Raw genomic sequence first — 18,586 nt, 5'->3', positions numbered from 1 at the left:
CGCATGCCGACGACCCTCACCCCGCTCACGCGCGACCAGCTCGCCGCGCGCGCCGCCGCCGAGCTTCGCGACGGGCAGTACGTCAACCTGGGCATCGGGCTGCCCACCCTGGTGCCGAACCACCTCCCGCCCGGCGTCGCGGTGGTGCTGCATTCGGAGAACGGCATTCTGGGCACCGGCCCGTACCCGGTCGCCGGAAGCGAGCACCCGGATCTGATCAACGCCGGCAAGGAGACCGTCACCGTGCTGGACGGCGCGGCGTACTTCGACTCGGCGGCCTCCTTCGGCATGGTCCGCTCGGGCCGCGTCGACGTGACGATCCTGGGCGCGATGCAGGTCTCGACGCAGGGGGATCTCGCGAACTGGATGATCCCGGGAAAGATGGTCAAGGGCATGGGTGGCGCGATGGACCTGGTCCACGGGGCACGCCGGGTCGTCGTCGTGATGGAGCACACCGCCAAGGACGGCAGTCCGAAGCTGCTGGAGCGCTGCACGCTGCCGCTGACCGGCCGTCGGGTGGTGCACCGGATCATCACCGACCTGGCCGTCTTCGACGTGGAGCCGGACGGCGCGGGGCTGCGGCTGGTCGAGACCGCGCCGGGCGTCACGGAGCACCAGGTGCGGGCCGTGACGGAGGCCCGATTCGAATCCTGATTCGGCCATTCCCTCGTTCGCGTTAATCCGACGCGTTCGAGCACGAGCCCGTTGCCACCCGAAGCAGGCTGTGCGTAGTCGTCGGTTCAGGGGAGAGCCGACGCCGCTTCGCATCGCTTTCGGGGGTAGGCCGCACAGCTGCGAGGCAGCGGTGCGGCCTCAGGGGGGTACTGGTCATGACTCAGTTGTCCGCGGCTCCACGTCCGGCCGAGGAGGACGCCCGCGCGCGGCCGTCCGCCGACGTGCCCGATTACGACTACGAGCGGTTCAGCCAACTCGCCGGGCCGGTCGTGGACGCGCCGCCAGGTCCGTACCGAGTGCGGTACCGCAGCCTGCACGCCGACGCGCCGAACCGGCGCAAGGTCCGCACGCTGATGGTCCTCGCGCCGCTGATGGAGCTCGCGCTGCTCGTCTGGATGGCTCTGCCACGCAATTGGACGACCAGGCCGTACGATCCGCGCACCTGGCTGATCGCGCTCGACCGGGTCGTCCTCGGCTGCATCATCGTGATCGAACTGTTCCGCCTGCTGCAGGTCCTGTCGAATGCGCACGGATCCCTCTTCGCCCGCGATCCGATTCCGGTCCGGGCGCAGAGCGGCACCAGGGTCGCCTTCCTCACCACGGCCGTGCCCGGCTCCGAACCGGTCGAGATGCTCCGGCACACGCTGGCGGCGGCCAGGCGGATCCGCCACGTCGGAACGCTCCACGTGTGGCTGCTCGACGAGGGCGACGCCGACGAGATGAAGGCCCTCTGCGCCGAGCTCGGCGTGCAGCACTTCTCCCGGCGCGGCATCGCCGAGTGGAACACCCGCAAGGGTGCGTTCCGGGCCCGCACCAAACACGGCAACTACAACGCCTGGCTCGACGCGCACGGGCCGGACTACGACTTCGTGGCCGCCGTCGATCCCGACCACGTCCCGCACCCCTCCTACCTGGAGCGGACGCTCGGCTGGTTCCGCGACCCTGACATCGCCTTCGTCGTCGGGCCGCAGGTCTACGGCAACTACGACACGCTGATCACCAAGGCTGCCGAGAGCCAGCAGTTCCTCTTCCACTCGGTGGTCCAGCGGGCCGGCAACAGATACCGCGCGCCCATGCTCGTCGGCACCAACAACGTGGTGCGGGTCAGCGCGCTGCGCCAGATCGGCGGATACCACGACTCGATCACCGAGGACATGGCCACCGGCCTGATGCTGCACACCCGCGACAACCCGGAGACGGGCCGACGCTGGAGCTCGGTCTACACCCCCGACGTGCTCGCCGTCGGCGAGGGCCCGTCCTCCTGGACCGACTTCTTCCGCCAGCAGTCACGCTGGAGCCGGGGCACCTACGAGACGCTGCTCAAGCAGTTCTGGTGGCGGGCCTGGCGCCTCTCCCCCGGGCGGATGGTCAACTACACGCTGATGCTGACCTTCTACCCGATGTCCGCGATCTCCTGCATCCTCGGCGGCGTCAGCAGCGTGCTCTACCTGGTGCTCGGCGCCTCCGGGGTCAACGTGCCCACGTCCACGTGGATGATGCTCTACAGCGACGCGGTGCTGCTCCAGATCGGCCTCTACGCGGTCAACCGCCGCCACAACATCAGCCCGCACGAGAAGCCGGGCTCCACCGGCGTCGGCGGCATGGTGATCGGCGCGCTGGCCACACCGATCTACGCCACGTCCTTCCTGGCCGCGCTGCTCCGGCTGCCCAGCGGCTTCCGGGTCACCCCCAAGGGCGACTCCGTCAGCGGCGACCGCCTGCTGACCTTCACCACGCACCTGCTCTGGGCGCTGCTCTTCGGCGGTGCGCTGGTCGCCTCCTTCTCCACCCACAACACCTATCTGGCGATGCGGATCTGGGCCGGCATAGCCATGGCCACCAGCCTGCTGCCGATCGTCATCTGGCGCATCGACGCGGCCCGCAGCGCCCGGAGGAATCCGTGAACACCACATTCTCCAAGCTGCGCACGCGGGGCCGCGCCGCCTCGGTGCGTACCAAGCGTCTCGCCCTCGGCAGCACCCTGATGCTCACCGTCCTCGGCATGAACGCCCCGGCCGCGATCTCCTTCGCCCATCAGCAGTACCACGCGTACGAGATCTCCCGGCCGGCCTACAAGGCCGCCTACGGCTCCTGGAGCACGCTCGTCCTGCCGCAGCAGTTCCGGGTCAACGCCGTCCACGCGAGCCTGCTGCACACCGGCAAGGTGCTCATCGTCGCGGGCTCCGGCAACGACACCGACAACTTCAAGGCCGGCAGCTTCAAGACCCTGCTCTGGGACCCGGTCAACGAGACGTACAAGCTCATCCCCACCCCCGACGACATGTTCTGCGGCGGCCACGCCCAACTGCCGGACGGCAAGCTGCTCGTCGCCGGAGGGACGCTCCGCTACGAGCTGCTCGGTCCGGCCGTCACGCGGGCCGGAGGCACCATGCAGGTCTTCAACGAGGATCCGAACAAGCCCCGGACGGTGCCCAAGGGCACGCTCTTCACCGCGCCCGACGGCCGCCGCTACCAGTCCGACGACGACCTGATCCTCGCCCCGGCGACGAAGGTCAACGTCCTCGACCCCAAGGCTCGCGGCGGCTACCGCACGGTCGTCCGCCATACCCAGCAGGCCGTCTTCGTGCTGGCGCTCAAGGCGGGCAAGGGCGAGAACGTCGCCGTCCGGACCAGGTTCGCCGTCTCCGGGCAGGTCGGCAACGACGCCAACACGCTCTACGGCATGAGCGCCAACATCAACTCCGGTGACCAGAACTTCCAGGGCATCAAGGCCGCCTACGAGTTCGACCCGGTAAGCGAGCAGTACGAGCTGGTCGCCCCGATGCAGTACGCCCGCTGGTATCCGACGCTGGCCCCGCTGCCGGACGGCAAGGTCGTCGCCGTCTCCGGCCTGGACGACACCGGCTCGGTCCTGGACGGCCAGAACGAGATCTTCGACCCGGCGACGAAGACGTGGACGCCCGGGCCCACCCGCTATTTCGCCACCTACCCCGCGCTCTTCCTCACCGCGCAGAACAAGCTCTTCTACTCCGGCTCCAACGCCGGCTACGGCGATGCCAAGAAGGGCCGCACGCCCGGCCTGTGGGATCTGCGGACCAACAGTTTCCAGGTCGTGCCCGGCCTCGGCCGACCGGACCTGACCGAGACCTCCTCCTCGGTGCTGCTGCCGCCCGCCCAGAGTCAGAAGGTGATGTTCCTCGGCGGCGGCGCCCCCGGCGAGTCCGCCGTCTCCACCGACCGGACGGCCGTCGTCGACCTGAACGCGGCAGTCCCGCGCTACGTCGAAGGACCGAAGCTCCCCGGCGGGGCGACCCGCTATCTCAACAGCGTGATCCTGCCCGACGACACCGTCCTCACCACCGGCGGCTCGAGCGACTACCGGGGCAAGCGCGGCAGCGACATCCTCAAGGCCGACATCTACCACCCGACCAGCAACCGCTTCACGCCCGCCGCCGACCCGACCATCGGCCGCGACTACCACAGCGAGGCCCTGCTGCTGCCCGACGGCCGGGTGGTCACCCTCGGCTCCAACCCGCTCTTCGGCAACAAACAGGACGCCGGGCCGCAGGTCTTCGAGCAACGCATCGAGATCTACACGCCTGCCTACCTCTACCAGCGCGGCGAACGCCCGAGCATCAACTCCGGCCCGCAGCAGCTGCGGCTCGGCGAGACGGCGAGCTTGGGCGTCTCCGCGCCGGCCGACATCGACGCGGTCCGGCTGATGCGTCCCTCCTCGGTCACGCATGCCACGGACGTCCAGCAGCGCAGCATCGCCCTGCCGTTCACACGGGCGGCGGACATGGCGGGAGTGCGCGTGACGATGCCCGCGAGCAGCGGCCTGGTGCCGCCCGGCTGGTACATGCTGTTCGTCGTGAACAAGGCCGGCGTACCGTCGATCGCCCGGTGGGTGCAGGTCCGGTGAGCCGCCGCGTGCTCGCCCTCGTCCTCGCGCTGGCCGCGATCGTGGCCGGTGTCGTCGGCTACACCCTCGTGCGGGGGTCACCACCCGCACCGGCGGCTGCTCCGTCGGGCGGCTGGTCCGCGGTCTGGCGCGACGACTTCAACGGTCCTGCCGGGGCCGCGCCGGATCCGGGAGCCTGGCTGGTCGACACCGGCACCGGCTACCCGGGCGGCGCCCCGCATTGGGGCACCGACGAGGTCCAGCGCTACACCGCCGACCCGGCCAACCTCCGGCAGGACGGCAAGGGCCACCTGTTGATCACGCCGCTGCGGGACGCCGACGGCGGCTGGACCTCCGCCAGGATCGAGACCCGCCGCAGGGACTTCCGCCCAGCGGCAGGCTCGGTGCTGCGCATGGAGTCGCGGCTCCAGCTACCGGATGTGACGGGCCGCCAGGCGCTCGGCTACTGGCCGTCCTTCTGGGCGCTGGGTGCGGGCGAGCGCACGGACCCGAACGCCTGGCCCGGCATCGGCGAGTTCGACGTGGTCGAGAACGTCAACGGAGACAACACCGTGCGCGGCACGATGCACTGCGGCGTGGGCCAGGGCGGCCCGTGCAACGAACGCGTCGGCCTCGGCGGCACGGCAGCCTGCCCGGGTGGCAGCTGCCACACCGCCTTCCACACCTACGCGGTGGAATGGGACCGCAGCCTCCCGGTGGAGGAGCTGCGCTGGTACGTGGACCACGTCCGCTACTGGACGGTCAAGGCGACCGACGTCTCTCCCGACGCCTGGGCGGCGGCCACCACAGCGGGCGACTTCCTGCTGCTGAACCTGGCGATCGGCGGCCAGTTCCCCGACGCCCTCGCGCCGGGCGTCACCACCCCGACGCCGGAGACGAAGCCGGGCGTCCCGATGATCGTCGACTACGTCGCCGTGCTCCAACGCGGCGGCGCCGGCTCCGCGTCCTCCCCCTCGGCGGCCACGGCAGCTCGCAGCTTCCCTGCCCTGACCGGCGACAAGGCGTCGGCGAAGCTGGCAGCCTTCGACTTCGGCTCGGAGATCACCGCCGCCACCGCGGTGACCGCGAGCTATCGGTCCGCCTCCGAACAGCTCAAGCTCGAGCTCCGCATCGACTCCCCCACCGGCCCCACCATCGGTGCCCTCGACCTACCGGCGGGCTCCACCACCGTGACGGGCAGGCTCCACATTCCGACCAAGGGGGTCCACGACCTCTATCTGACGCTGATCGCCACGTCCCCGACGGTCGGCCTGACCCTGACCGGCCTCACCGCCGGACGGTGAGGCGCACCCACCGCACCCACCGCACCAGCCTGCGGCCGTCGGTCCAGCCCCAGAGGAGCAGCAACGCCGCGCAGAGCGCCACCCCCGCGCTGCTCGCGAACCAGGCGGGTCCGCCGTCCGCAGGGTAGACAATCCGGCCCTCGGCGAGAGCCGGAACCGATCCACCGCCGACGAGGCAGCCGCCGCCATAGCGGTGGACGGGGACGTCCGACAGTCTCTCGGCGCCGTCGGCGGAGACGAACTCACCTTTGCAGACACAGGAGTGACGCCCGGCGCAGGGGTAGCCGGTCTGCGTCCAGGTGCCCTTGACGCCCTCGCCCAGATGCGCGGACCAGGACGGCCCCACGTTCCGAATCGACACCACGAGCACGACGCAGATCCATACCGGCGCCAGCCAGCGCCACATCTGCCGGAGCGGCCACCCGCGGCTGCCGTTGCCCCTCAACAGCGGGTCAATTCGATCCACTGCCCGGTGTCCGCCAGGGCCCGCCCCAGGTTTCCGCGCCCTCCGGAGCCGCCCGGCCGACAGCTGATCCGGGCGTCGACACCGGGAGCGAGCGTCACAAGGGCGGACTCGCTGGAGCACCAGTCGACTGTCAGCTTGACCGTGTGGGTGCCGGGCTCCACCGCCCACTCCAACTGGCGGCCGCGCCGGATTCGGCCGACCTCGCGGCCGTCGATGAACACGACGTAGGCGCGCAGGCAATCCTGCCAGCCGCCCCTCGCCCGCGAGAGGAGGATCCGCTGGCCGCCGCGCACCACCGCGTTCACTCCCCATCCGTCATGACGTCGACCGGAGGGATCATGCCAGCCGGATCACCGGCTGAACAGCTCTCTCGCCGACCGTTCGCCGCTCACTCCTCGCCGCTACTCGCTCAGCTGCCAGTTGATCGGGGCCTGGCCGACGTCCGCCAGCGCCTTGTCGATCTGCGAGAAGGGCTTCGTGCCCAGGAAGTAGCGCGCGGAGAGCGGCGAGGGGTGGCCGCTCTGGACGACCGTGTGGCGGGAGGTGTCGATCAGCGGGAGCTTCTTCTTCGCGTAGCCGCCCCAGAGGACGAAGACGACCGGCTCGGGGCGGGCGTTGACCGCCTTGATCACCGCGTCGGTGAACTTCTCCCAGCCACGCCCCGCGTGGGAGCCGGCTTCGTGCGCGCGCACCGTCAGCACCGCGTTGAGCAGCAGCACGCCCTGGTCGGCCCACTCCTGGAGGTTGCCGTGCTTGGGGGCCGTGACGCCGATGTCGGAGGCGAGCTCCTTGTAGATATTGCGCAGCGACGGCGGCACCTTGACGCCGCGACGGACCGAGAAGCACATGCCGTGCGCCTGGTTGTCGTCGTGGTACGGATCCTGACCGAGCAGCAGCACCTTGACCCCGCTCAGCGGCGTCGACTCCAGCGCGGCGAAGACCTCGCCCCGGGGCGGGAAGACCTGCCCGGACTCGCGCTCGGCGGCGACGAACTCCGCGAGCTCGCTGAAGTACGGCTGCTCGATCTCGCTCTGCAGAGCGCCGCGCCAGGACTCGGGCAGCACGAACTCGTCGGTGAGAGCGGGAGTGGACATACGGGAACCTCCGGGGCCGGCCAGGGGTGTTCCCTAGCTCGTCGTCGTCCCGGAAACGGTATCGCCCGCCACCGACAAGCCGTCGGGCGAGCCGTCCTCCGCACCGCCACCCCGCCGCGCCAGCGTCAGGGCGACGCCGTCCAGCACCTGGTCCAGGCCGCATTCGAAGGTGGCGTCGACGTCCGGGTGGTCGTCCGCCTCGTCGATGAAGCGGGCCAGCAGCGGGTGCCGACCCTCCGCCATGACCCGCATCAGGTAGGGGCCGACGGCTCTGCGGTAGTCGTCCTCGGTCACGCCGGTGCGGCGGATCGTCTCGGCCTCGGCGAGCTCGCTCATCACGAAGCCGCGCACGTAGGCCATCACGGTCCAGCCGAAGCGCGCCATCTCCTCGATGCTCAGGCCCAGTCCGTCCATCGCGCCGAGCATCCGCTCGGTGTTGTCGAGCACGTTCGGGCCGAACGGCGGGCGGGGCGAGGAGACGCCGAGCACCCACTGGTGCCGCAGCAGCAGCGCGCGGTAGCGCACGGCGATGCCGCGCAGTTCGGCGCGCCAGTCGGGCAGCCGGGCCCGACGCTCACCCGGGTCGCCGCCCATCACCTGATCAATCATCAGATCGATCAGGTCGTCCTTGGTCTCGACGTAGCGGTAGAGCGACATGGTGCCCACCCCGAGCTCGGCGGCGATGCGGCGCATCGACACCGACTCGACGCCCTCGGCGTCGGCGATCGCGATCGCGGCGGCGACGACCGCCTCGACGCTGAGGGACGGCTGGGGCCCCCGCCCGGCGCTGCGCGTCCGGGCCCACACGGGGGTACGGGCTTCCGCCAACGCTGCCTCCTCCACGACTGATGCGTACATTGTACGCACCAGCGTTCAGCGCACGGCGCCGAGGTGGGCGAAGAGGACGACGTTGCCGGTGTACTCGTGCTTCGCCTGGTCGAAGCCCCCGCCGCAGGTGATCACGCGCAGTTGCGCGCCGGGGCTCGGGCCGTAGACCTGGGCGGTGGGGAAGCCGGTCTTGGGGTAGGCCCGGACCTGGTCCACGGTGAAGACGGCGGTGTGGCCGTCGAGCCGGGTGACGTCCACCTCGGCCCCTGGGCGGACGGCGGCGAGGTTCCAGAAGACGGCGGGTCCGCTGGTCGTGTCGACGTGACCGACGATCACGGCGGTGCCGGCCTCTCCCGGCGAGGCGGAGTCACGCAGCCAGCCGGCCGTCCGCGGCAGCGAGAAGGGCGGCAGCTCGGCCGCGCCCTTGCCGTCCATGCCGAGGCCCAGCAGGGGTGCTGTCAGCTGCACGGAGGGGATGGCGAGCGCGAGCGGCGTCGACCGCGGCAGCGTCGCCGGCTGGCCGACCACCCTCACCGGGGCTGCCCCCGAGACGTTGCGCGCCGATTGAACGGCATCCGACCCCGGCCGCGCGGCCACCACGCCGCCTGCCCGCACCTGCTCACCGCCGATCCCACCCAGAGCCCCGCCGAGCGCCACAGCAAGCAGCCCCACCGACACCCCGGCCAGCCCGACCACCAGACGCCCCGTCACGCCCGAAGCACGGCCCTCGCCATCTGCTCCGGCCCCGGCCACTCGCCGCCGCCCCACCGCGGACCCCGCCCCAGCTGTCCCACTCGCCCTGCGCACAGCCCGCACTCCCGTGCCGCCGGCAGCAGCACTCAAGCGCGACCGGACGCCCGCCTCGCCACGAACGCCCGAACCGGCACCTGCCCCATTTCCGCCCGTGTCACGCATCCGCGTCGGCCGTAGCCGCTGCCGCAGCCCTCGCCGCCACCGCCGCCCTGTCCGTCGGACCGATCAGACCCGCCGTGCCGCCGGAACCGGCCGCGCCGGCCGCATGCGCCCGGCCGCGGCGGAGGACGAGGGCGCCGTAAGCGGCGATCGAGGCCAGGGTGAGGCCGACCGCCGCGTCGCGCAGCAGCGGGGACGCGGCCGAGGCCGTGCGTCCCGCCGCGCCCTGGGCGGTGCCCGGAGCCGCGTCCGCGTGCAGGGCCCGCCAGCCGCCGCCCGTCGCCGGGGCGCCCAGCTCTGCGATGGTGAGCTTGCCTGCGGCCACCGGGTGACCCGCGCAGAACTCGTGGACGAGGTAGGTTCCCGGCTTGGTGTTCGGCGCGATCCGCGCTGCCGCGTAGAGCCCGCCGTCCGCAGCCAGCGCCAGGCCGACCGGTGCCGCGAACGCGGCCGAGCGGACCTCGCCGGTGCTGGTCCCGCCGCAGTCGGCGAAGGTGCGCAGATCGACCGAGCCGCCCGCCCGGCTCTCGCCGGGATCGACGTTCAGCGTCTCCAGCACCACGGGCGGCTGGACCTTCGCGCCGCCGACCGCCCCCGGAGCGGGCACCTTCAGCGGGGTGTCCCCACCCACCGTGACCAGCGTCGTGCCCCCCGCGTCACTGCTCCCCGGCTGCTGCCCGGCCGAGGCGACGTCCGCCGAAGCCGCGGCGACCGCAACGCCCGCACAGCTCCCTACCAGGAGCGCGGCGGACGCGAGCGTACTCGCGATCGCCCCACGCAGCTTCGCCATCGGGGTCTTCCTTTCGATCCGTCAGATCCGGACTGACTGACCGTAAGAAATATGACGATCGCCCCACCCCCCAAACGAGAAACAGGGCCGAGCGGGTGAGCTGCGCACAGCAGCAGCACCCGTTCGGCCCAGCCAGATCCCGAAAGCGTTCGATCGATCGACCAGCCGCGATCGATCAGATCAGGTCGATCAGATCGGAAACCGACTTGACCACCTTGGACGGACGGTAGGGGAAGCGCTCGACCTCCGCCTGCGCGGTCAGGCCGGTCAGCACCAGGAAGGTCTTGAGGCCCGCCTCCATGCCCGACTTGATGTCCGTGTCCATCCGGTCACCGATCATCGCCGTCGACTCCGAGTGCGCGTTGAGCGTGTTCAGCGCCTCGCGCATCATCAGCGGGTTGGGCTTGCCGACGAAGTACGGCTCGACCCCCGTCGCCTTGGTGATCAGCGCCGCGACCGAGCCGGTCGCCGGCAGCACGCCCTCCGAGGAGGGGCCGGTCTCGTCCGGGTTGGTGCAGATGAACCGCGCGCCGGCGTTGATCAGGCGAATGGCCTTCGTCAGCGCCTCGAAGCTGTAGGTACGGGTCTCGCCGAGGACGACATAGTCCGGGTTGCTGTCCGTCAGGACGTAGCCGACCTGGTGCAGCGCGGTGGTCAGGCCGGCCTCGCCGATGACGTACGCGGTGCCGCCCGGACGCTGTCCGGCCAGGAACTTGGCGGTGGCCAGCGCGGAGGTCCAAATGCACTCCTCGGGGACGTCCAGGCCCATCCCGGCGAGGCGCGCGTGCAGGTCGCGCGGGGTGTAGATCGAGTTGTTGGTGAGTACCAGGAAGGGCTTGCCCGACTCCCGCAGGTGGCGGATGAAGTCGTCGGCGCCCGGGATGACCGTGCCCTCGTGGACCAGGACGCCGTCCATGTCCGTCAACCACGACTCGATCGGCTTGCCTGTCGGGGCGGGCTTCGCCTCGGCGTTGTTCGGTTCGGCGGCGGACTTGCTCTGGGCCACGACCGTGTCTCCACTCTGCTGAGTCATTGATTGCCCGGACCACGGCCAGCCTAATCCGATCAACGGCCCGTCCGCGCACCATCCCATCAGGCAGGACGGTACGCGGACGCAGCGCCTCGCTTCGACCCGCTTCCGCACCCTCCTACAGCACCAGCGCCGGCAGATCCGCCACGCTCGCCAGGACCTTGGTCGCACCGTCGGCCCGCAGCCGCTCCGCGCCGTGAGCACCGGTCAGCACGCCTGCCACCAGGCCCGCTCCGGACCGCACTCCGCACTGCATGTCGTAGCCGGTGTCACCGACGACGGCCATCTCGGCGACGTCGTCCGCCGCATGCGTGCGCAGGAACGCCGCGAGCGCGAGGTCCGGGTAGGGGCGACCGCGGCCGCCCGCGTCGGCCGGGGAGAGGGCGAGGTCGACCAGGTCCTGCCAGCCCAGCGTCTCGATGATGCGCTGCTGGGTCGGACCGGAGAAGCCGGTGGTGAGCACGACCGTCAGGCCCGCCCCGCGCAGCCGCTCGATCGCCTCGACCGCGCCCGGTATCGGCGCGCAGTGGCCCTCGCCGACCAGTCGGTCGTAGGCCGCCTCGAAACCGATGTTGGCGCGCTGCGCGAGCTCCTCGTCACCGAAGAGCCGACGGAAGACGGAGATCTTGCTCTCCCCCATCGTCGCCCGCACGTCGGCGAGCATCGCCTCGTGCCGCTCGCTGCCCGCCTCGACGCCCAGCTCGCGCGCGGCCGACTCGAAGGCCAGCTCGACCAGTCCGCCGTCCGCGACGGTCGTCCCCGCCATGTCGAGGACGACCAGCTTCACCTGCTTGGCAGGCACGGTCCCAGCAGCCATCACAGCCCCATCTCGTTCGCAGTGTCCTCGCCGATCGCCGGCGAGCAGGTCATGCCACGGCCGCCAGGACCCGTCACCAGCCAGACGCCCTCGCGCACCCGCTCGCGGTGCACGACCCGGGTGGTGTCCACGCACTGCGCGTAGACGCCGGCCCAGCGGCGGCGGATCGCGGGCATCGGCCGGCCCAGCAGCTCCTCGACCACGCCGCGCAGGTAGGCGTAGGGCTCCTCGACGACGTCGAAGCCGAAGGGCTGCTCGTATTCGTGGGTGTCGCCGATCGTCAGGGTGCCGTCACGGCGCTGGACCAGCAGCAGCTGCATCTTGTGTGCGGCGGCGACCGGGTCCTGGGCCTGGCCCTCGTTCAGCCGGTCCAGGGCGGGGCCCTGGTAGGCGGGGTAGTAGCGGAAGCTGTCGCCGTCGGCGACCGAGGTGGTCAGCGGGACGTCCAGCGGCTCGGTCTGCATCATCTGCAGCCGCACCTTGCGCACCGGGAGCTGCGGGGCCAGCTCGCGAACCAGGCCGCCGATCCAGGCGCCGGTGCAGAGCACGACGCGGTCGCCGCTGTGCAGCTCGCCGCGGTCGTCGCGGACGGAGTGCTCGCCGAGGACCTCGCGGACCTCGCGCCCGCCGAGGAAGGTGTAGCGGCCGGTGGTGCGCAGGTGGTCCTGCAGCGCACGCTGGGTGACCCGCGGCTCGACCTGGGCGTCGTGCGGGCTCCACAGCGCGCCGAGCAGCTTGCCGCCGAGGGCGGGGTTCGCGGCGCGGACGGCGTCCTCGTCCAGCAGCTGCCAGCCACGACGCGCGGCGTCCGGCCGGACGGCGACCTCCGCCGCGACCGCGTACTCGGCGTCGGTGCGCGCCACGGTGAGCGAACCGGAGGCGCGGAAGCCGACCCCCGGCACCTCGGCGGCGATGCCCTCCCACAGCTCCCGCGCCCGCAGCGCGGTGTCGAGCTCCGCGCCCTCGGACCGGCCGCCGACCCAGACCAGACCGAAGTTGCGGACGGACGCGCCGCGCGCCTGCTCCTCCCGCTCCAGATGGACGACCTCATGACCGCGCTGGACCGCATGCCAGGCATGCATCGTTCCCAGCGCTCCTGCTCCCACAACGATGACCTTCACGCCGACGACCCTCGGTCTTCTCGATTGCGCGACGGGACCCTCCCGGTGAATCCAGGATGAACAGCGGCGGCATGTTCGGACTAGACCCGTTATCAAGCCGTTATCCACATGCCCACGAGCTCGACCGGAATCCGTCAGTCGAACGCTTCTTCGGCGGCAGCCGTCAGCTCGGTCGAGAAGCTGAACCGGTCGCCCCGGTACAGCGTCCGCACGCGCTCGAAGGGGCGGCCGGTCACGTCCCAACTGCGTCGGTGCAGCAGCAACATGGGCAGGGCCGGCGGCGTGCCGATCAGCAGCGCCTCGCGCGGGGTGGCCAGCACCGTCTCGATCCGCTCCTTGCCGCCGCCGGAGACCAGGCCGCCGGCCGCGCGGGCGTAGGCGTAGAAGGAGCCGGCCGGGTCGAAGTCCTCATCCATCCGGGGCAGCAGCGCGGTCGGCGCATAGGTGCTCTCCAGGCCGACGCGCTCCTCGTCGACCAGCAGCACGCGCTCCAGGTGCCAGACGAAGTCCCCGCGCTCGACGCCGAGTTCGAGCGCCGCCGCAGCGTCGGCGGCGAAGCGCTCCAGCCCGATCAGCCGCCGCCCCGGCACGTGGCCGCGCCGCCGTACGCCCTCGGTGTAGCTGCCGAGCGAGAGCGGCTGCTCGATCTTGGGCCCGGCGACGACAGTGCCGCGCCCCTGACGGCGCACCCTGCCCTCCAGCAGCAGTTCGCGCAGTGCGAGCCGGAGGGTCTCGCGGGCCACCCCGTAGCGCTCGGCCAGCTCGCGCTCGGCGGGCAGCACCTCACCCTCACCCAACTCGTCGAGCAACTCGGCGAGTTGGGCCTTGGCCAGGTAGTACTTGGGCATCCGGCCGTGCTCGGGGATACCGGCGCGGACCGGCGCGCCTGGCGAGTGCGACGCATGCGGCGGGCGCGGCGCCTGGGGAATCGGTGGGCTCACGCTCCCACGGTAGCCGGACGCGGCTGCCGACCGACGAGACGACCCCAGGCCACCATCCGGTAGAGGGAGGTGAACTCCGGGGTGCAGGTGGTCAGCGTGATGTAGCTGCCGGGCGTGCGGTAGCCATACCTGGCCTCCGGATGGAACTCGCTGTACGGCTCGGGCAGGATCACGGCGCCGTCGGCGGGCTCGGTCTGCGGCAGGATCGAGTCGATCCGGTAGACGTAGTCCCAGCCGGAGACCTCGACGACGACGGCGTCCCCGACGCCGAGCCGATCGAGGTGGCGGAAGGGCTCGCCGTGCGTGTTCCGGTGGCCCGCGACGGCGAAGTTGCCGGGCCGGCCGGGCATGGCGGTACCGGGATAGTGGCCGATGTAGCCGTGGTTGAGCACGGCGTACTTGTCGACGCCCTCGGCGACCGGGAAGACCACGCCGAGGGTGGGGATCCTGATCACGGCGAAGGCGGTGAGGTCGCGGGCCATGCTGTCGACACCGGTCCCGCCGCCGGAATCACCGCCTGAGGCGCCACCGGCCCCGCCGCCGCTACCGCTCCCGGCCGGAGCCGACGTCCCGGCGGTCGGGGCGACGGAACCGCTGCCACCGGGGGACGCGCCGGGCGAGGGCGAGGCCGTCGAGGCGTCGGCGCGCGCCTGCGCGTCCCACTGCCGCTCCAGGGTGGCGACGGCCTGCGCGGCGTTGGCGTCGGCCGAGCGGTTGGTCCACCACAGCTCGTAGGTCGCCAGCAGCACCACGACCAGGCCCAGCGTCACCGCCAACTCGCCGAAGAGAATGAGACCGCGGCGCAGTCCCCACAACCACCGCGGTCCCATTCCTGCCCCCCACGCGCCTCGGCCTCAATCCCTGACGCGGCGTCAGATTACGCTCCGGCGCGCCACCCCGCCAGATGCACGTCGATCTCGCCGAGGAGACGGGTCTTGCCCGCCTCGTCCTGGAAGGAGGAGCGGACCGCCTGCCTCGCCAGCTCCGCGACGCCTGCCTCGTCCAGTCCGAGCAGCCCGGCGGCGACCTCATACTCGTGGTTCAGATCGGTGCCGAACATCGGCGGGTCGTCGCTGTTGATCGTGACGACCAGGCCCGCCTCGACCATCTGGCGGATCGGGTGCTCCTCCATCCGCTCGACCACCCGGGTGGCGATGTTGGAGGTCGGGCAGACCTCGAGCGGGATGCGGTGCTCACCGAGGTAGTCGACCAGCGCCGGGTCCTTGACGGACTGGGTGCCGTGGCCGATCCGCTCCGCGCCCAGGTGGCGCAGGGCGTCCCAGACGGTCTCCGGCCCCGTGCTCTCGCCCGCGTGCGGCACGCTGTGCAGGCCGGCCGCACGGGCCCGGTCGAAGTAGGGCTGGAACTGCGGACGCGGCACGCCGATCTCCGGCCCACCGAGGCCGAAACTGACCAGGCCGTCGGGCCGCAGGTCGAGCGCGAGGCGCTCGGTGACCTCGGCGGACTCGAGCCCGGCCTCGCCGGGGATGTCGAAGCACCAGCGCAGCGTGACGCCGAGCTCCTTCTCCGCGGCGTGGCGCGCGTCCTCGATGGCCTCCATGAAGGCCTCACCGGGGATACCGCGCTTGACCGAGCTGTACGGGGTGACCGTCAGCTCCGCGTAGCGGATGTTCTGCCGGGCCATGTCCTCGGCGACGCCGTAGGTCAGCGCGCGGACGTCCTCGGCGTCACGGATCAGATCGACGACGGAGAGGTAGACCTCGATGAAGTGGCCGAAGTCGGTGAACTCGAAGTACTTCGCCAGCGCGTCCGGGTCGGCGGGCACGGCCGTCCGCCCCTCGTAGCGCGCCGCCAGCCCGGCCACGACGTGCGGCGACGCCGAGCCCACGTGGTGCACGTGCAGCTCCGCCTTCGGCAGACCCGCGACGAACGCGCGGAGGCTCCCATCCGCAGCAACCATTCTCTTTCCTCCCACTTCGTCCCGTTGCCCCACAGCCTCTCACGAGGCCCTCAGGCCCAGTTGCAACCCCCTTAGGGGCGCGACAGGTCACGACGTAGGGCCAGTTGCACCATCAGGGGCGCGGGGAACTGCGCGACAAGCCACCCTGGGTGGTGGGTCCCCGAACGCGCAGGGCCATCCGCACGCGGGTGGTTTCTCGCGCAGTTCCCCGCGCCCCCAGATAGTGCAACTCAAACAAGTGTCGACACTGTGTGGATCAGCAGACCCGCGATCGCGCCGACCACCGTGCCGTTGATGCGGATGAACTGGAGGTCACGGCCCACGTTCGCCTCGATCTTGCGGGAGGCGTCGTCCGCGTCCCAGCCCGCCACCGTCTCGGAGATCAGCGAAGTGATCTCGCCGCGATAGGTGTCGACCACGTACTCCGCCGCGTCCTCCAGCCAGCCGTCGACCTTCGCCTGCATCTTCGTGTCCGTGGCCAGGCGCGACCCAAAGCTCCGGATGCCGTCGCGCATGCGAACCCGCAGCTGGCTGTCCTCGTCCTCCGCCGCCTCCAGCACCATGCCGCGCACCGCGCTCCACGCGGAGGCGATCAGATCCTGCACCTCGGAGCGGGCCAGCAGGTCCGCCTTCGCGCGTTCGATGCGGGCGATGGTCTCCGGGTCGTTGCGCAGTTCGTCCGCGAAGTCGGCGAGGAAGCTGTCCACCGCGCCGCGCGCCGCGTGGCCGGGGTCGTCGCGGACCTCGGTCGCGAAGCGCAGCAGTTCCTTGTAGACCCGCACGCCGATCTGGTTGTCGATGAACTTCGGGGTCCAGCCGGGCGCCTCCTCCGAGATCGTCTGGACGACCTGCTCCCGGTGCTCCACCAGCCAGTCGTGGGCGCGCACCACGCACAGGTCCACCACGCCGCGGTGTCCGCCCTCGTCGACGATGCGGGCCAGCATCCGGCCTATCGGCTGCGCGATCGGCTGGGCCGCCGCGCGGCGGGTGACCGCCTCGCCCACGACGGCCTGGACGTCCTCGTCGCGCAGCACAGCCAGCGCGCCGCGCAGCGCGGCGGACGCCTCGCGGGTGACCTTCTCCGCGCTGCCGGGCGCGGAGAGCCAGAGGCCGACGCGGCGACCGACGCCGAGCGCGGCGAGCCGCACGCGGACGACCTCGACCGAGAGGAAGTTCTCGCCGACGAAGGTGCCGAGGCTGACGCCGAAGGCGTCCTTCTTGGTGGGGATGATCGCGGTGTGCGGGATCGGGAGCCCGAGCGGACGCCGGAACAGCGCGGTCACGGCGAACCAGTCCGCCAGCGCGCCGACCATGCCCGCCTCCGCCCCGGCCTGGACGTAACCGGCCCAGGGACCCGCGCCGGCGCGCAGCGCCCAGCTGGTCAGGATGTAGATGATCGTCGCCGCGACCAGGAACCCCGTCGCGATCGTCTTCATTCTGCGAACGCCACGCCGTTTCACCTCGTCGGAGGCGGTGTAGCGCACCGCGCCCGCCCCGGCTGGCATACGGTTTTCCCGCGCGTCGGTCGCTTCTTTCGGCTTCATCGGGAGCGTTTCCACGGAGCAAGTGTTACCCGCCCGTCAGCAAAACGGTCGAACCGCCGGAGAGATCTCGGAGAGATCCATGTCCACGCCAGCTCACGCCGACCGGACCACCCACCACTCCGGCGGCTTGTCCGGCTACAGCGAGCGCTTCGTCGAGCCGGACGGCTATCTCGACTTCGCCCGCTTCGGCCCGCCCTCCACGGACGTGCTGGACACGACGCGGCGGCTGCAGGAGCAGAGCGCCCGCGCGGGGGCGGACACCGTGGACGAGCTGATGCGGCAGGAGCTGCGGGCGCGTCAGGCCGCCGCCCGGCTGCTGGGCGGCGTCCCCGTGGACGCGGTGGCGCTGCTGCCCAACGCGAGCACCGGGCTCTTCCATGCCGCGTTCGGCCTGCCGCACGGGACGGTGCTCGTGCCGGCGCGCGAGTTCCCCTCGAATGCCTACCCCTGGCTGCGCGCGGCACAGCTGGGCAGGGTGCGGCCCGTGCCGCTGGCGCCCGACGCGCTCGGCCGGGTGACCGCGGACCTGGTCGGGCAGGCGCTGACGACCGAGACGGTGGCCGTCGCGCTCTCGGCTGTCGACTTCCGCACCGGCTACCGGGCCGATCTGGCCGCGATCCGCGAGGTGATCGGTCCTGACCGGCTGCTGATCGTGGACGCGATCCAGGCCATGGGCGTGGCGGACCTGCCCTGGGCCGCCGCCGACCTGCTGGTGACCGGCGGTCAGAAGTGGCTCCGGGCGGGCTGGTCGACGGGCTTCCTCTATGCCTCGCCGCTGGCCCTGGAACGCCTGGAGCCGGCGCTGACCGGCTGGACCGGCGTCGTGGACGCAGGCGTCTTCGACAGCCAGGAACACGCTCCGGCCCCGGGCGCGGCGCGCTTCTCGCTCACCAATCTGAGCCCGGTGGCGGCGGGCGGCTTCGCCGCGGCGCTGGAGCTCGTGCTGCAGGCGGGCGTGGGCCGCGTGCAGGCGCACATCGCGATGCGTACGGCCCAGCTGATCGACACCGTCCGCAGCGCGGGCGGCCTGGTGCTCTCGCCGGAGGCGGAGCAGGAGCGGGCGGGCATCGTGGCGTTCACGATGCCGCGTACGGACCCGACGGTCGTCGCCGAGAACCTGGCGAAGCACGGCGTCACCGCGACGACCCGCCCCGACCAGCTGCGACTCTCGGCGCACGCCTCGACCACGCTCACCACCGTCGATCTCGTCCATCGGGCCCTGACCTCCCTTCCGAACTGACCTGCGCTGACCTGAACCGACCTGAACCGACGCACACCTTT

18 protein-coding genes are annotated in these 18,586 nt (G+C 71.6%); 5 read left to right on the top strand and 13 right to left on the bottom strand.

What is annotated here, in order from left to right:
* Window positions 1-3 precede the first annotated feature (3 nt).
* The 4 genes from ABIA32_RS22415 to ABIA32_RS22400 all read left to right on the top strand — a co-directional run bounded on the left by ABIA32_RS22415 (window position 4) and on the right by ABIA32_RS22400 (window position 5,841).
* On the top strand, window positions 4-654 hold the full coding sequence (locus tag ABIA32_RS22415; RefSeq protein ID WP_370098275.1) for a 3-oxoacid CoA-transferase subunit B: 651 nt from the start codon (window positions 4-6) through the stop codon (window positions 652-654).
* Window positions 655-830: 176 nt separating this feature from the next.
* Window positions 831-2,579: a glycosyltransferase family 2 protein gene (locus ABIA32_RS22410; RefSeq protein WP_370098272.1), complete on the top strand. Its 1,749-nt coding sequence runs from the start codon at window positions 831-833 to the stop codon at window positions 2,577-2,579.
* An 80-nt stretch (window positions 2,580-2,659) separates the two neighbouring features.
* Window positions 2,660-4,558: a galactose oxidase-like domain-containing protein gene (locus ABIA32_RS22405; RefSeq protein WP_370098358.1), complete on the top strand. Its 1,899-nt coding sequence runs from the start codon at window positions 2,660-2,662 to the stop codon at window positions 4,556-4,558.
* Window positions 4,555-5,841, top strand: a complete 1,287-nt coding sequence (locus ABIA32_RS22400; protein ID WP_370098269.1) for a family 16 glycosylhydrolase — start codon at window positions 4,555-4,557, stop codon at window positions 5,839-5,841. The genes ABIA32_RS22405 and ABIA32_RS22400 overlap by 4 nt, the downstream gene beginning before the upstream one ends.
* Here ABIA32_RS22400 and ABIA32_RS22395 read toward each other — a convergent pair.
* From ABIA32_RS22395 to ABIA32_RS22335, 13 genes are all read right to left on the bottom strand, one after another.
* Window positions 5,825-6,247, bottom strand: coding sequence for a hypothetical protein (locus tag ABIA32_RS22395; RefSeq protein ID WP_370098267.1), 423 nt, complete (start codon window positions 6,245-6,247; stop codon window positions 5,825-5,827). The two genes, ABIA32_RS22400 and ABIA32_RS22395, sit on opposite strands and share 17 nt — an antisense overlap.
* A gap of 35 nt (window positions 6,248-6,282) precedes the next feature.
* Window positions 6,283-6,612 (bottom strand): hypothetical protein, encoded by a 330-nt coding sequence (locus ABIA32_RS22390; RefSeq protein WP_370098264.1) that lies wholly within the window; start codon window positions 6,610-6,612, stop codon window positions 6,283-6,285.
* Between the two features lie 96 nt (window positions 6,613-6,708).
* Complete coding sequence (gene ung / locus ABIA32_RS22385) at window positions 6,709-7,401, bottom strand: uracil-DNA glycosylase (protein ID WP_370098261.1); 693 nt, start codon at window positions 7,399-7,401, stop codon at window positions 6,709-6,711.
* A gap of 33 nt (window positions 7,402-7,434) precedes the next feature.
* Window positions 7,435-8,229 (bottom strand): TetR/AcrR family transcriptional regulator, encoded by a 795-nt coding sequence (locus ABIA32_RS22380; protein ID WP_370098258.1) that lies wholly within the window; start codon window positions 8,227-8,229, stop codon window positions 7,435-7,437.
* A 45-nt stretch (window positions 8,230-8,274) separates the two neighbouring features.
* Entirely contained in the window at window positions 8,275-8,940 is a 666-nt protein-coding gene (locus ABIA32_RS22375) for a class F sortase (protein ID WP_370098256.1), read from the bottom strand.
* Between the two features lie 196 nt (window positions 8,941-9,136).
* Entirely contained in the window at window positions 9,137-9,931 is a 795-nt protein-coding gene (locus ABIA32_RS22370) for a hypothetical protein (protein WP_370098253.1), read from the bottom strand.
* 175 nt (window positions 9,932-10,106) lie between these two features.
* Entirely contained in the window at window positions 10,107-10,847 is a 741-nt protein-coding gene (locus ABIA32_RS22365) for an HAD-IIA family hydrolase (RefSeq protein WP_370098355.1), read from the bottom strand.
* A gap of 232 nt (window positions 10,848-11,079) precedes the next feature.
* A complete protein-coding gene (locus ABIA32_RS22360; protein ID WP_370098250.1) occupies window positions 11,080-11,778 on the bottom strand; it encodes an HAD family hydrolase in 699 nt (232 codons plus the stop codon).
* Entirely contained in the window at window positions 11,778-12,899 is a 1,122-nt protein-coding gene (locus ABIA32_RS22355) for a TIGR03364 family FAD-dependent oxidoreductase (RefSeq protein ID WP_370098247.1), read from the bottom strand. Before ABIA32_RS22355 ends, ABIA32_RS22360 begins: the two co-directional genes overlap by 1 nt.
* A 134-nt stretch (window positions 12,900-13,033) precedes the next feature.
* Complete coding sequence (locus tag ABIA32_RS22350; RefSeq protein ID WP_370098244.1) at window positions 13,034-13,840, bottom strand: GntR family transcriptional regulator; 807 nt, start codon at window positions 13,838-13,840, stop codon at window positions 13,034-13,036.
* Window positions 13,837-14,670, bottom strand: coding sequence for a class E sortase (locus ABIA32_RS22345; protein ID WP_370098241.1), 834 nt, complete (start codon window positions 14,668-14,670; stop codon window positions 13,837-13,839). The genes ABIA32_RS22350 and ABIA32_RS22345 overlap by 4 nt, the downstream gene beginning before the upstream one ends.
* 47 nt (window positions 14,671-14,717) lie before the next feature.
* Window positions 14,718-15,761, bottom strand: coding sequence for an adenosine deaminase (locus ABIA32_RS22340; RefSeq protein ID WP_370098238.1), 1,044 nt, complete (start codon window positions 15,759-15,761; stop codon window positions 14,718-14,720).
* Window positions 15,762-15,991: 230 nt separating this feature from the next.
* Window positions 15,992-17,305 (bottom strand): DUF445 domain-containing protein, encoded by a 1,314-nt coding sequence (locus tag ABIA32_RS22335; RefSeq protein WP_370098235.1) that lies wholly within the window; start codon window positions 17,303-17,305, stop codon window positions 15,992-15,994.
* 79 nt (window positions 17,306-17,384) lie between these two features.
* Here ABIA32_RS22335 and ABIA32_RS22330 point away from each other — a divergent pair, with 79 nt between their 5' ends.
* Window positions 17,385-18,545 carry an aminotransferase class V-fold PLP-dependent enzyme gene (locus ABIA32_RS22330; RefSeq protein ID WP_370098232.1) on the top strand — a complete coding sequence of 387 codons (1,161 nt, stop codon included), beginning with the start codon at window positions 17,385-17,387 and terminating at the stop codon, window positions 18,543-18,545.
* Window positions 18,546-18,586 lie beyond the last annotated feature (41 nt).

Source organism: Streptacidiphilus sp. MAP12-20 (assembly GCF_041262525.1).
In the GTDB taxonomy this organism is placed as follows: Bacteria; Actinomycetota; Actinomycetes; order Streptomycetales; family Streptomycetaceae; genus Streptacidiphilus.
This window is presented reverse-complemented; position numbering and strand designations above follow the sequence as displayed.

Bases quoted from the DNA above. Each gene is read 5' to 3' on its own strand.
- ABIA32_RS22415 (WP_370098275.1), top strand. From the start codon at position 4: ATGCCGACGACCCTCACCCCGCTCACGCGCGACCAGCTCGCCGCGCGC.
- ABIA32_RS22410 (WP_370098272.1), top strand. From the start codon at position 831: ATGACTCAGTTGTCCGCGGCTCCACGTCCGGCCGAGGAGGACGCCCGC.
- ABIA32_RS22405 (WP_370098358.1), top strand. From the start codon at position 2,660: ATGCTCACCGTCCTCGGCATGAACGCCCCGGCCGCGATCTCCTTCGCC.
- ABIA32_RS22395 (WP_370098267.1), bottom strand. From the start codon at position 6,247: ATGTGGCGCTGGCTGGCGCCGGTATGGATCTGCGTCGTGCTCGTGGTG.
- ung (WP_370098261.1), bottom strand. From the start codon at position 7,401: ATGTCCACTCCCGCTCTCACCGACGAGTTCGTGCTGCCCGAGTCCTGG.
- ABIA32_RS22370 (WP_370098253.1), bottom strand. From the start codon at position 9,931: ATGGCGAAGCTGCGTGGGGCGATCGCGAGTACGCTCGCGTCCGCCGCG.
- ABIA32_RS22365 (WP_370098355.1), bottom strand. From the start codon at position 10,847: ATGGACGGCGTCCTGGTCCACGAGGGCACGGTCATCCCGGGCGCCGAC.
- ABIA32_RS22360 (WP_370098250.1), bottom strand. From the start codon at position 11,778: ATGGCTGCTGGGACCGTGCCTGCCAAGCAGGTGAAGCTGGTCGTCCTC.
- ABIA32_RS22345 (WP_370098241.1), bottom strand. From the start codon at position 14,670: ATGGGACCGCGGTGGTTGTGGGGACTGCGCCGCGGTCTCATTCTCTTC.
- ABIA32_RS22340 (WP_370098238.1), bottom strand. From the start codon at position 15,761: ATGGTTGCTGCGGATGGGAGCCTCCGCGCGTTCGTCGCGGGTCTGCCG.
- ABIA32_RS22335 (WP_370098235.1), bottom strand. From the start codon at position 17,305: ATGAAGCCGAAAGAAGCGACCGACGCGCGGGAAAACCGTATGCCAGCC.
- ABIA32_RS22330 (WP_370098232.1), top strand. From the start codon at position 17,385: ATGTCCACGCCAGCTCACGCCGACCGGACCACCCACCACTCCGGCGGC.